General features: G+C 62.8%; 10 protein-coding genes and 1 pseudogene. 8 read left to right on the top strand and 3 right to left on the bottom strand.

Features of this window, described 5'->3' with window-relative positions; genetic code table 11:
- Positions 1-174 precede the first annotated feature (174 nt).
- The 6 genes and pseudogenes from NKJ28_RS11610 (at position 175) to NKJ28_RS11585 (ending at position 6,763) form a co-directional block, all read left to right on the top strand.
- Positions 175-1,335 carry an MFS transporter gene (locus tag NKJ28_RS11610; protein ID WP_352635617.1) on the top strand — a complete coding sequence of 387 codons (1,161 nt, stop codon included), beginning with the start codon at positions 175-177 and terminating at the stop codon, positions 1,333-1,335.
- Positions 1,336-1,429: 94 nt separating this feature from the next.
- Positions 1,430-3,498, top strand: a pseudogene (locus NKJ28_RS11605) (prolyl oligopeptidase family serine peptidase).
- A gap of 240 nt (positions 3,499-3,738) precedes the next feature.
- Entirely contained in the window at positions 3,739-5,118 is a 1,380-nt protein-coding gene (locus NKJ28_RS11600) for an aspartate aminotransferase family protein (RefSeq protein ID WP_023676490.1), read from the top strand.
- A gap of 57 nt (positions 5,119-5,175) precedes the next feature.
- Positions 5,176-5,508 (top strand): DUF6422 family protein, encoded by a 333-nt coding sequence (locus tag NKJ28_RS11595; RefSeq protein WP_352587685.1) that lies wholly within the window; start codon positions 5,176-5,178, stop codon positions 5,506-5,508.
- Between the two features lie 19 nt (positions 5,509-5,527).
- A complete protein-coding gene (locus NKJ28_RS11590; RefSeq protein WP_023676489.1) occupies positions 5,528-5,890 on the top strand; it encodes a hypothetical protein in 363 nt (120 codons plus the stop codon).
- A gap of 48 nt (positions 5,891-5,938) precedes the next feature.
- The gene (locus NKJ28_RS11585; RefSeq protein WP_352587688.1) at positions 5,939-6,763 is read left to right on the top strand and encodes a class I SAM-dependent methyltransferase; all 825 of its coding nucleotides are present in this window, start codon (positions 5,939-5,941) and stop codon (positions 6,761-6,763) included.
- 407 nt (positions 6,764-7,170) lie between these two features.
- Here the strand turns inward: NKJ28_RS11585 and mmsB are convergent, their stop codons facing one another.
- Positions 7,171-8,055 (bottom strand): 3-hydroxyisobutyrate dehydrogenase, encoded by an 885-nt coding sequence (gene mmsB, locus NKJ28_RS11580; protein WP_352635613.1) that lies wholly within the window; start codon positions 8,053-8,055, stop codon positions 7,171-7,173.
- Between the two features lie 176 nt (positions 8,056-8,231).
- Positions 8,232-9,398, bottom strand: coding sequence for an isobutyryl-CoA dehydrogenase (locus tag NKJ28_RS11575; protein WP_023676485.1), 1,167 nt, complete (start codon positions 9,396-9,398; stop codon positions 8,232-8,234).
- Positions 9,399-9,549: 151 nt separating this feature from the next.
- Here NKJ28_RS11575 and NKJ28_RS11570 point away from each other — a divergent pair, with 151 nt between their 5' ends.
- Both NKJ28_RS11570 and NKJ28_RS11565 read left to right on the top strand, forming a co-directional pair.
- The gene (locus NKJ28_RS11570; RefSeq protein ID WP_023676484.1) at positions 9,550-10,164 is read left to right on the top strand and encodes a dimethylsulfonioproprionate lyase family protein; all 615 of its coding nucleotides are present in this window, start codon (positions 9,550-9,552) and stop codon (positions 10,162-10,164) included.
- A gap of 2 nt (positions 10,165-10,166) precedes the next feature.
- Positions 10,167-11,636: a cobyric acid synthase gene (locus NKJ28_RS11565; RefSeq protein WP_023676483.1), complete on the top strand. Its 1,470-nt coding sequence runs from the start codon at positions 10,167-10,169 to the stop codon at positions 11,634-11,636.
- A 52-nt stretch (positions 11,637-11,688) separates the two neighbouring features.
- Here NKJ28_RS11565 and NKJ28_RS11560 read toward each other — a convergent pair whose 3' ends face one another.
- Positions 11,689-12,108, bottom strand: coding sequence for a VOC family protein (locus tag NKJ28_RS11560; RefSeq protein ID WP_023676482.1), 420 nt, complete (start codon positions 12,106-12,108; stop codon positions 11,689-11,691).
- Positions 12,109-12,160: the final 52 nt, after the last annotated feature.

Genomic DNA, 12,160 nt, shown 5'->3' with positions numbered 1-12,160 from the left:
TAATGGACTGCCGGCCGACCAGCCATTGCGGAGGCGGCGACCACTAGGACGAGGGAAGCGACATGCCTGAAGGGCAGCCGGAGGGATCGTCAGGCTCTTATCTCTTCCGGCTGGCGCAAGCGGTTTTCGTTGCCGGTGCTTACCGCGATGAAAGCGAAACGCTAGTCCTGCATCATGGACCGGGCGGAACAGGACAGCGGCGAGACAGTGCAATGGGCGGCGATCACCGGCGTGATCGCCACCGTCTCGGTGTTCGCCATCGCGCAAGGGCTGAGCTATCCGCTGTTGAGCTTCATCCTGCAGCGCCAGGGCGTCTCGCCGGCCATGATCGGCCTGTCGGCGGCAATGACGCCGATCGGCTTCATCGTCTCGTCGCCGCTGGTTCCGGCGCTGGCGCGGCGTTTCGGGGCAGGGCGCACCGCGCTTACTTGCGCGGCACTTTCCGCGCTGGTGCTGGCGCTGATCGGCTGGACGCAAAGTGTCTATCTGTGGTTTCCGCTGCGCTTTTTGATCGGCGCCGTCACCAACCCGCTCTACGTGCTGAGCGAAGTCTGGGTGATCGCACTGGCGCCGCCGGCACGCCGCGGCCGCGTCATGGGCATCTATTCGACGATCATTTCGGCGGGCTTTGCGGCGGGGCCGCTGTGCCTGCTTGCGGTCGGCACCGAGGGATGGCCGCCGTTTCTGGTCGGCATCGCCGCATTCCTGTTTTGCGGCGCCTGCCTCGCCTCGGTGCTGGCACGGCTGCCCAAGGTCGACGAGAGCGGGCACCGCGTTTCGGTGCTGGGGTTCGTGCCGCAGGCGTGGCTGCTGTTATCGGCGGTGATCGTGGCCGCCGGTTTCGAACAGGCGGTGCTCGCCTTGCTGCCGGTCTATGGAGCGCATTACGGCATCGCCGAAGCGCGCATGTCGGCGCTGCTGTCGGTGATGATCGCCGGCAACATCGCTATGCAGGTGCCGCTCGGCCTGCTGGCGGAACGACTGACGGCGCGGCTGGTGCGGTTCATCTGTGTTTCGATGACGGTGCTGGGATGCGTTCTGTTGCCGGTTCTCATCGAGACGCCGCTGATCTGGCCGTGCGTCTTCATCTGGGGCGCGGTTTCCTACGGCATTTACACGATGTCGATCATTGAACTCGGCGAGCGGTTCACCGGCTCGGCACTGGTCGCCGGCAACGCCGCCTTCTCGCTGATGTGGGGCGTCGGCGGCATCGCCGTGCCGCCGCTGGCGGGCAGCGCCATGGATGTTGTTGGCGCCAGCGGCCTGCCAATGACGCTCGGTGCCATTTGCCTGGCGCTGGCAGTTGTAACGGTCATTCGAAGACGGATGGTGTGAATGCCAGAAAGCCGCCGTTTCTGACGAATGACTTGAATGTAAGCGGCCCATGTCGATCTTGGCTATGTCGCCACCCGACTCAACCGGAGACCTCATGACCAAATCGAATACCAAGGGCCAGCCGGGTTCGGCGGCCGAAGACCCGTTTCTCTGGCTTGAGGACAGGAGGGGCAAGCAGGCGCTCGACTGGGTGCATCACCAAAATGCAGTTACGGTCGGGGAGCTGCAGGGTGATCCGTCCTATCAGATGTCGTTCGAGACGGCGCTCGACCTGATGACAGCCGAGGATAACATCGCCGTCGGGGCCGCTATCAACGGCTATGTCTATAATTTCTGGCAGGACCGGACGAACGTACTCGGCCTCTGGCGGCGCACCACCGTCGCCTCCTACAAGACCGACAAGCCGGAATGGCAGACGATCATCGACTTCGACAGTCTGGCGGCGAAAGAGGGGGTGAAATGGGTGTTCAGCGGCGCCAGCCGGCTCTACCCCGACTTCAGCCGCTGCCTGCTCAACCTGTCGCCGGATGGCGGCGATGCCAGCGAGATGCGCGAATTCGATATCGAAAGCAGATCGTTCGTCGATGGCGGCTTTCGCGCTCCTGCCTCGAAATCGAGCTTTAGCTGGCTGGACGAGGACACGGTTATCGTTTCCGCCGCCTTCGAGGAGGACGACAAGACCCAGTCCGGTTATCCGCGCGTGGTCAAGCTTTGGCGGCGCGGCACGACACTGGAAGCGGCGATGCCGATCTTCGAGGCGCTGAAGCAGGATCTTGCCGCCGGCGGGTCCGTCGAATTCGACGGCGACAAGCGTCATGTCTTCCTCGCCCGAACCATCGACTTCTTCGCCTCGCACAGTTTCCTGCGGCTGCCTTCCGGCGAGAACAGGCGCATCCCGTTGCCGGACGACGTCACCGATACAGCGCTGTTCAAGGGCCAGCTCGTCTTCGGCGTGCGTACCCCGTGGACTGCGCCGGACGGCACGCTGTGTAAGCCCGACGGGCTCTATTCACTCGATTTCGAGCGCTGGATCGAAACCGGGCTATTCGGATCCCTCGGCACCGTGCTCGAGCCGGCGCACCGTGTCTCGATCGCCGGTATTGCCCGCACGCAGGACCGGCTGTTCATCAATTTGATGGACAATGTGCGCGGCAAGGTCGTCGCCGGCAAGCGCAGCGACAGCGGCTGGGAGTTCAAGCCCGTGGCGTTGCCCGAAAACGGCAATGTCGGCATCAGCCATGCCGAGCATTTCGGTTCCAGCGTCTCCTTCTCCTTCACCGATTTCCTGACGCCGAGCTCGATCATCTGGTCGGACGACAACGCCGCGGGGCTGGCAACGGTGAAGTCGCAGCCGGCGCGTTTCGATGCGTCGTCCCTGGTCTCCGAACAGTTCGAGGCGCGCTCGAAGGATGGCACGATGATCCCGTACTTCGTCGTCAGGAGGCGCGACTTGCATGGACCCGTGCCGACATTGCTTTACGGCTATGGCGGCTTCGAAGTGCCGCTGCTGCCCGGCTATGCCGGCGTACGCGGCAGGCTGTGGCTGGAGAAGGGCAATGCCTATGTGCAGGCCAACATCCGCGGCGGCGGCGAGTTCGGCCCGAACTGGCACCAGGCGGCGCTCAAGGCCAATCGCCAGAATGCCTTCGACGATTTCGCTGCCGTCGCGCAAGATCTGGTCAAACGCGGCATCGCTACGCCCGCCACACTGGGCATCCAGGGCGGATCGAATGGTGGCTTGCTGACCGGCGTCTCGCTGACCCAGCACCCGGAATTGTTCGGTGCAGTGATCATCGACGTGCCGCTGCTCGATATGCTGCGCTACACCGAGCTGCCGCCCGGCGCGTCATGGATGGCCGAGTATGGCGATCCGGCGAAGCCGGAAGAGGCAGCCTGGCTCGCCGCCTATTCGCCCTATCAGCATGTAGACACGGATGCAGCCTATCCGCCGGTGTTGCTGACGACCTCGACCGCCACGATCGCGTCCATCCCGGGCATGCCCGCAAGATGGCGGCACGGCTGCAGGCGGCCGGCCACGGCAAGACGCTGTTCTTCGAGGAGACCGAGGGCGGCCATGGCGGACGCGGCGACCGGCGGCCGCAGGCCGCACAGGCGGCGATGAAGTACGTCTTCCTGCAGCGGGCCCTGACTGGCACCAATTGACCGGCGTCGCTTGACCGGCACGGCTTGAACTGAGGGCTCGAGGCAGCCTAAGGTGCATGCATGGCTCGGCTGGCGAAATCGGGTTGCGCATTTGGGGTGGCGGTGACGCCGTCGTCGCGCACGCTACGCGCCGAGCTGTTGCGGCTCTGCGCTCGCATCGGCTATTCGCCGCCCGCTGTCCTCTGACGAATCCGCCCCGGCGCGAAAGCTGCCGGATTGGTTCAAGAGGAAAGACCAGACATGACCTACCAGAATTATTCGCTGAAGCAGCTTCAGCAGATCGATGCCGCGCATCACCTTCATCCGTTCACCGACCACAAAGAGATGCGCGAGACCGGCTCGCGCATCATCACCCACGCCAACGGGCCGTTCATCTATGATGCCGAAGGGACGGAAATCCTCGACGGCATGGCTGGGCTGTGGTGCGTCAATGTCGGCTATGGCCGCGACGAGCTGGCCGACGCCGCCTACGCCCAGATGAAGGAATTGCCCTACTACAACTCTTTCTTCAAATGCTCGACGCCGACGCCGGTTCTGCTGTCGAAAAAGCTGGCGGAGATCGCGCCAAGGCACATCAACCAGGTGTTCTACGGCTCGTCCGGTTCGGAGGCCAACGACACGGCGCTGCGCCTGGTCCGTCACTATTGGGTGCTGGAAGGCAGGCCCGAGAAGAACCGCATCATCTCACGCAAGATGGGCTACCACGGCTCGACCATCGCCGGCGCCTCGCTCGGCGGCATGGATTTGATGCACAAGCAGCTCGGCGGCGCCGTGCCCAACATCGTCCATGTGATGATGCCCTATGCCTATGAGCTCGCACTGCCCGGCGAAAGCGACCATGATTTCGGCCTGCGCGCGGCAAAAGCGGTCGAGGACGCGATCCTCGAAGCCGGCGCCGACAAGGTGGCCGCCTTCATCGGCGAGCCGGTGATGGGGGCAGGCGGGGTGAAGATCCCGCCGATGAGCTATTGGCCGGAGGTGCAGCGCATCTGCCGCAAATACGATGTCCTGCTGATGCTGGACGAGGTCATCACCGGATATGGCCGCACAGGCGAGTGGTTCGCCGCACAAGCCTTCGATGTCGAGCCCGACACCATCACCACGGCCAAGGCGCTGACCTCTGGCTATCAGCCGCTGTCGGCGCTGCTGGTCGGCGACCGCATCGCGGCGACGCTGGTCGAAAAGGGCGGCGAATTCTATCACGGCTACACCTATGCCGGGCATCCGGTGGCCTGCGCGGTGGCGCTGAAGAACCTCGAGATCATCGAGCGCGAAGGCCTGGTCGAGCGCGTGAGGAACGACACCGGGCCTTACTTCGCCAGGGCCCTGCAGGAACGTCTCGGTGGGCACGATCTGGTCGGCGAGGTGCGCTCGTTCGGGCTGATGGGGGCGATCGAGATCGTCAAGGACAAGGTGACCAAGGAGCGCTTCCTGCCGGCCGGCAGCGCGGCGGTGATGGTTCGCGACCACGCGATTGTCCAGGGCATGATGCTGCGCGCTACCGGCGACACGATGATCCTGTCGCCGCCGCTGATCTGGACGCGCGAGACGATCGACATGGCCTGCGACCGCATCGCCACGGCGCTCGACCTGGCGCAAGCAGATTTGCGCAAGCGGTAAGATGGAACGTTTGCCGGGCGCCCGGTAATCGGGCGCCCGGAGATTGAATGCCGCTTCATGCGAAGAGTTCGCCAGACGAGGATCTTTAAATATCTGTCTCGGGAAGGTCTCACGCGCGAACAATCGGAAGCCCTGGAAAAGGCCGCGTTCTTGATCATTAGCGCGCGGAAAGAAGCCGCGGCGCTACTGGCGCGGGCGGGAGTAACTTTACCTGATGATGGGTTTGGGTTCGGGAACCCTTGCAACGCGCACATAGAGGCGCACGGCAACTGCCCGTGCAACGATTACACGGGCGATGGTGGGCCATGTTTGACGCAGACTACCCTCGATACGGCCTTCCCCCCGTCCCGGAGTTGCGGCCATCCACCATCAAAACATCTCTCCACGTAAGGCGTATTGGAGACAGTTGATGCGCACCATTTCTTTGATCCTAGCCTTGGTTATGCAATCGGTCATCACTGTATGTCTTGCGCAGGACGCCAAAACACCTTTCAAAAGGCCGGTTCCAGAAGAGCACAAGGGCTTCGTGTCAGAAATTGAGAGTGTTTTCAGGAAATATCCAAAGGCGATCGCTCGCTACAAACTCGTGGATATCGGCCTCGTAAATATTGGCGAGATGCCGCGCGTGGAGTGCACAGTGGAATGTGAGTTTGATTCTACTTGGGGCGGATGGTGTAAGACCGTTGTGATACGGAACGAGAAGAATAGCACCCTGCCGGTTTCCATTGCCCGGTTGCTAGTCGACAGACACGCGCTTTATGATGGCTGCTGAAGCGCCGATCGGGCCCGTTGCCCGAGATCGTTGTGCGGGAGGGACACTATGGCCAAACAGGAGCAGTGGCAGCTGGAAGGCAGCGCCGCGGACCTCTACGAGCGCTACCTAGTCCCGGCAATCACAGCCCTGTGGGCTGCGGACCTGATGGATCGTGCTGCGCCTCAATCTGGTGAGCGGATTCTGGACGTAGCTTGCGGCACCGGCGTGGTGGCACGCTCGGCTGCCGAGCGTATGGGAAGTGGGCAGGTCGTCGGCCTCGACATCAATACGGGCATGCTCGCCGTTGCTCGGTCGCTCCCGAGAGGCGCTGGAGCGCGTATCGACTGGCACGAGGGAAGCGCGCTCGAAATGCCGTTCCCTGACTCCGCCTTCGATCTGGTTCTTTGCCAGCTCGGACTGCAGTTTTTTCCGGATCGATCTAGTGCGCTCCGTGAGATGTTCCGGGTTCTGGTGCCTGACGGCCGACTGGCTTTAAACGTTTTCAGCGCTATTGAGCACACTCCTGCGGCGAAGGCGCTGGCGGATGCCTTGGATCGACACCTCGGTCCAGGCGCTTCGGCAACGAAAAGGTCTGAGCATTCACTCGCTGATGCGGACGAGCTTTACCGATTGGTGGCCGAGGCGGGATTTCGTCAGGTGACCATCCACACGACGACACAGAACATCCGATTTCCCTCGTCGAGGGAATATGTGCGACTACAATTGGCGGCGACTCCGCAGGCCGGGCTGGTCAGCGGAATGGATGCCGGACATCGGGAAGCAGTCATCGCAGCGATCACCGGTGATCTAAATTTTTCGCTGGCAATCTATTCAACTGAAGGGGAGCTGATGTTCCCCCAAGAGGCCCACGTCGTGCTCGCACGCAAGTAGCGTAGCTGACCGATGAGCCATGGCACCGACGCGCTGGGGGGTTGGGGCGCGACCACCTGTGGGTCGACGTAGCTCAGGACAGCAGCCACGACGCCGACGATCATCTGGAGACGCGCCAGGGCGATCGCCTCATTGTCCTTGAAGAATGCGAAACGCAAAAACCGCGCTCCATCGGAACGCGGCTTTGCCAGATACGCATGGCGCTTCGCCAACAATACACTTGCGAAACTAACGGCGAAACTTACGGGCTCCGGTACGCGAGACCTGATCCGGAGCGCCGGGCGGATGTCCGCCTCGCAATCCGTTCTAAACGCATATCGTTACTGCAGGGTTAGCAAGAGCTTAAGCAAACCTAAATTTGCCGACTTTCCGCTTTGGGCAGATCGAAAACCTGTGAACTTGGAAGCTTACGCCGGGTTACCACGGAGGAAATTAATGATGCCGGAAAAATCCGCGCCGGCATTCCCTTGTGCGTTGAACAGCGCATAGAGCTGGGCTGCCTCGGCGCCGAGCGGCGTTGCTGCACCGACGCTCTGTGCGGCCTCCTGCGACAGTTTCAGGTCCTTCAGCATCAGTGCCGCCGCGAACCCAGGCTTATAGCCATTGTTGGCGGGCGATGTCGGCACCGGGCCGGGCACCGGGCAATAGGTGGTCAGCGACCAGCACTGGCCGGACGAGGTCGAGGCGACGTCGAACAGCGCCTGGTGCGACAGGCCGAGCTTTTCCGCCAGCACGAAGGCCTCGGCAACGCCGATCATCGAAATGCCCAAAATCATATTGTTGCAGATCTTCGCCGCATGTCCGGCGCCGTCGTCGCCGCAATGAACGATGCGGCCGGCCATCGGCTTGAGGATTGGTTCGGCCTTGGCGAAGGCATCCTTCGAACCGCCGGCCATGAAGGTCAGCGTGCCGGCCGCCGCACCGCCCGTGCCGCCGGAGACCGGCGCGTCGATCGACAGCAACCCGTGCTTGGCGGCGATGGCATGGGCCTTTCGAGCCGACTCGACATCGATGGTCGAGGAATCGATGAACAGCGCGCCTTTTTTTGCCTTGGACGCTATGTCTGCGTAAACCGACAGAACATGCTTGCCGGCCGGCAACATGGTGATGACCGCATCGGCGTCTTTCACCGCCGCAACGGCGTTGGCCATGACGACGACGCCGTGTTCCCTGGCGATGACGAGGTTCTCCGGCACCAGGTCGAAGCCGTGCACGGCATATCCGGCCTTGACCAGGTTGGAGGCCATCGGATTGCCCATATTGCCGAGGCCGATGAAGGCGATGGTGGTCATAATGGCGCTCCGTGAGTGGAATAGTGAATAGTGAATAGTGAATAGTGAATAGTCAGTAGTCAGTAGTCAGTAGTCAGTAGTCAGTAGTCAGTAGTCAGTATGGATCATGTATTACCTCATGGTCTATATGATAGCCTCACCATTCACCATTCACTATTCACTATTCACTAAATTCTCTATCGTCCGATCAGCGCGCGAGCGATGATGACGCGCATGATCTCGTTGGTGCCTTCGAGGATCTGGTGGACACGCAGGTCCCGCACCAGCTTCTCGATGCCGTAGTCGTGCAGGTAACCATAGCCGCCATGCAGCTGCAGGGCGTCGTTGGCGACGTTGAAGCCGGTGTCGGTGACGAAGCGCTTGGCCATCGCCGACCATTTCGAGGCATCCGGCGCGTTGCGGTCGAGCTTCGAGGCGGCGGTGTAGAGGAAGACGCGCGCTGCCTGCAGTTCGGTCTCCATGTCGGCGAGCTTGAACTGCAGCGCCTGGAACTGGTTGATCTTCGAGCCGAAAGCCTTGCGTTCGGCGGTGTAGGCGAGTGCCTTGTCGAGCGCCGATTGCGCGCCGCCGAGCGAGCAGGCAGCGATGTTCAACCGGCCGCCGTCCAACCCGGCCATGGCGATGCCGAAACCGGCGCCCTCGACCGACAGCAGGTTTTCCGCCGGCACCTTGCAGTCCTCGAAGACGACCTGGCGGGTCGACTGCATGTGCCAGCCCATCTTGCGCTCGTTGGCGCCGAAGGAAAGGCCGGGCGCATCGTTCGGCACGACGAAGGTGGAAATGCCTTTCGGCCCGTCGGCGCCGGTGCGCGCCATGACGACATAGAGGTCGCTGTCGCCGGCACCGGAGATAAACTGCTTGGCGCCGTTCAGCACATAATCGCCGCCGCTTTTGACCGCACGCGTCTTCAGCGCCGCGGCATCGGATCCCGAACCCGGCTCGGTCAGGCAGTAGCTGGCCAGCCATTCCATCGAGGTCAGCTTCGGCAGGAAGCGCCGACATTGCTCGTCGCTGCCGAAGCGGTCGATCATCGATGCCGCCATATTGTGGATCGAGATGAAGGCGGAAAACGCCGGATCGGCCCGCGAAAGCGCTTCGAAGATCAGCACGGCGTCGAGCCGGCCGAGCCCCGAGCCGCCGACATCCTCGCGGACATAGATGCCGCCAAGGCCGAGCGGACCTGTCTCGCGGATCACATCGGCGGGGAAATACTTGTTGCGATCCCAGTCGAGTGCGTTCGGCGCCACACGGTCGGCGGCGAAGGCTTGCGCCATCTCCTGGATGGCGCGCTGGTCTTCGTTGAGTTCGAACTGGCTGGTGCCCGCATCGACAGCGGCGTCCATGGCGTGCTCCCTGATGTTTCCGGCCTGCTGGCCTGTCGTTTTTGGCTTTGCGCGCAGTCCAATCTAGACCAATGATGCCGCCGCGCAACCCGATCGTCTCCATCCAACCATCTGGGCAGCGGCTGTGTGCGAATGCGCTTTGGAGCAAAGTGTGACGACAAATTTCGACGAACTGCTTGGACGCTTCCATGCCTATCTCCAGACGTTCGATGATGCGCTGGTGCGCGACGCCGTGGCCCGAATCGGCTGGGACATGCCAAGCCGGCCGCTCGAACCGCATGCACTGCCTTGTCTCCTTCAGCTCGACCGTATCGTCGAACTCGCTCCCGCTGCGGCCAAGCCGCTGGCGCGGCTGGTTGCGGAGCGTCGCGGCGATCTGCGCTGGGGGCAAACCTATGGCGAGGCGGATTTCGGCAAGGTTTTCATCGACAATTACGGCTGGCTGGAGGTGTTCGGTACACGCGGGCATTTCGTCAATGACGAGGTTGCGGCCGGCCTGCTGATCCTTGGACCCGACATCGTCTACCCCGATCATCACCATGTCGCGGAGGAGATCTACATCCCGCTGACCGGCGGCACCGAATGGCGCATGGGCGACGGCGGTTTTCGCCTTCGAGCGGCGGGCGAGGTGATCCACCATGCCTCTGACATCAACCACGCCATGCGCACCGGCAAGGAGCCGCTGCTGGCGCTCTATCTCTGGCGTGGCGGGCCACTGGCGGCCAAGTCGACGATCACCGGAACTGTTGCGCAGGGCAGGGGCTGATAATGGCCAAGGCGATCATGCTGCAGGGCACGGGTTCGGATGTCGGCAAGACGGTGCTCGTCGCCGGTCTGTGCCGCGCGGCGAAGAAGCGCGGCTTGAAGGTGCGGCCGTTCAAGCCGCAGAACATGTCCAACAACGCCGCCGTCGCCGATATTCCAGGCGATTCAGGCGGCGGCGAGATCGGCCGCGCCCAATGGCTGCAGGCGATCGCCTGCGGCGTGGCGCCGACGATCCACATGAACCCGGTGCTGCTCAAGCCGCAGACCGATGTCGGCGCTCAAGTCGTCGTGCAGGGCAAGGTGTTCGGCGAGGCGCGGGCGCGCGACTACCAGGCGCTGAAGGGCCGGCTGATGGATGCGGTGCTGGACTCCTGGGCGACGGTCGGCGAGGGCGCCGACCTAGTCATTGTCGAGGGCGCGGGATCGCCGGCCGAGATCAATCTCAGGAGCCACGACATTGCCAATATGGGCTTTGCGACGCGCGCCGGCGTGCCGGTGATCCTGGTCGGCGATATCGATCGCGGCGGCGTCATCGCCTCGGTCGCGGGCACCCATCTGATCCTGCCGGACGAGGACCGGCGCATGATCGTCGGCTACCTTATCAACAAGTTCCGCGGCGATGTCTCGCTGTTCGACGATGGCATCGAGGCGATCGAAAAATTCACCGGCTGGCGCTGTTTTGGCGTCGTGCCGTGGCTGAAGGCGGCGGCGCGGCTGCCATCGGAAGATTCCGTCGTGCTCGAACGACTGGCGTCCGGCGAGAAGCGCGCGCTGAAGGTTGCCGTGCCGATGCTCTCGCGCATCGCCAATTTCGACGATCTCGACCCGCTCAAGGCCGAACCGCAGGTCGAGGTGGTGTTCGTGCCGCCTGGTGAGCGCTTGCCCGAAGATGCGGGTCTGGTGGTCATTCCCGGCTCGAAGTCGACGATCGGCGATCTCCTGAAATTTCGCGAGAACGGCTGGGACCGCGACCTTGCCGCGCATAGGAAACGCGGTGGTCATATCGTCGGCATTTGCGGCGGCTTCCAGATGCTTGGTCGTAGCGTGCGCGATCCCGACGGCATCGAGGGCAGCGTTACAGAAACGCAAGGCCTCGGGCTGCTCGACGTCGAAACGGTGATGGAGCCGGAAAAGACGGTGCGCAACGTCAGCGCGCGCTCGGTGCCGTTCGATCTGCCGCTCGAGGGCTACGAGATCCATCTCGGCCGCACCACAGGTCCGGATACGCTGCGGCCGTCCGCCGTTATCAACGGCATCGATGACGGTGCTATCTCGGCCGACGGCAAGGTGCTGGGCACCTATATGCACGGGCTGTTTTCCGCCGATGCCTTCCGGGCGAAATTCCTCGAAAGCCTTGGCGTCAAGGGCGGCGGCATCGACTACCGCGCCGAGGTCGAACGGGCACTGGACGAGATCGCAGCCGAACTGGAAACCCACCTCGACTGCGACGCGATTTTTGGGCTGGCGCGTTAGATACTTTGCTTGAGCATGATCTTGTCCGAAAACCGGTCTCCACTTTTCGGGATCATGCTTTCTCGTCAGCCTTCGGCCAGTAGGTGCCGAACGACCAGACATTGCCTTCCGGATCGCGGCAGATGAATTCGCGGCTGCCATAGTCGCGGTCGGTGAGTTCTTCCAGAATCTCGGCGCCGGCGGTCTTTGCCCGCGCGTATGCCGCGTCTGCGTCAGCGACCGCAACGTAGATCGACTTGCCGCCGTCCGAACCCGGCGCGCCGACCATCTTGCCATAGGCGTCGTCGCGCGCCGTGCCGAGCATGATGATCGAGGAGCCGAACGCGAGTTCGGCGTGGTGCACCACGTCGCCTTCGCCATAGCGGGCGCGGACGCTGAAGCCGAAGGCCTCGCACAGCCAATCGATCATCTTGCCGGCATTCCTGTAGCGCAGCGCCGGATAAAGCCGCGGTGGTTCGGTGGTGTTCGGCATGGCTGATCTCCTTCAGCGGGTTGGTCGATCAACCCAGTCTGCGCGAAGGCCG

Source organism: Mesorhizobium sp. M0145, from assembly GCF_040322355.1.
GTDB lineage: Bacteria > Pseudomonadota > Alphaproteobacteria > Rhizobiales > Rhizobiaceae > Mesorhizobium.
Note: the sequence above shows the minus strand (reverse complement) of the source record. Positions and strands in the feature narration are given on the sequence as shown.

Excerpts from the sequence above, each read along its gene's own strand:
- NKJ28_RS11610 (WP_352635617.1), top strand. The coding sequence starts at position 175 with ATGGACCGGGCGGAACAGGACAGCGGCGAGACAGTGCAATGGGCGGCG.
- NKJ28_RS11600 (WP_023676490.1), top strand. The coding sequence starts at position 3,739 with ATGACCTACCAGAATTATTCGCTGAAGCAGCTTCAGCAGATCGATGCC.
- NKJ28_RS11590 (WP_023676489.1), top strand. The coding sequence starts at position 5,528 with ATGCGCACCATTTCTTTGATCCTAGCCTTGGTTATGCAATCGGTCATC.
- mmsB (WP_352635613.1), bottom strand. The coding sequence starts at position 8,055 with ATGACCACCATCGCCTTCATCGGCCTCGGCAATATGGGCAATCCGATG.
- NKJ28_RS11565 (WP_023676483.1), top strand. The coding sequence starts at position 10,167 with ATGGCCAAGGCGATCATGCTGCAGGGCACGGGTTCGGATGTCGGCAAG.
- NKJ28_RS11575 (WP_023676485.1), bottom strand. The coding sequence starts at position 9,398 with ATGGACGCCGCTGTCGATGCGGGCACCAGCCAGTTCGAACTCAACGAA.
- NKJ28_RS11560 (WP_023676482.1), bottom strand. The coding sequence starts at position 12,108 with ATGCCGAACACCACCGAACCACCGCGGCTTTATCCGGCGCTGCGCTAC.
- NKJ28_RS11585 (WP_352587688.1), top strand. The coding sequence starts at position 5,939 with ATGGCCAAACAGGAGCAGTGGCAGCTGGAAGGCAGCGCCGCGGACCTC.
- NKJ28_RS11595 (WP_352587685.1), top strand. The coding sequence starts at position 5,176 with ATGCGAAGAGTTCGCCAGACGAGGATCTTTAAATATCTGTCTCGGGAA.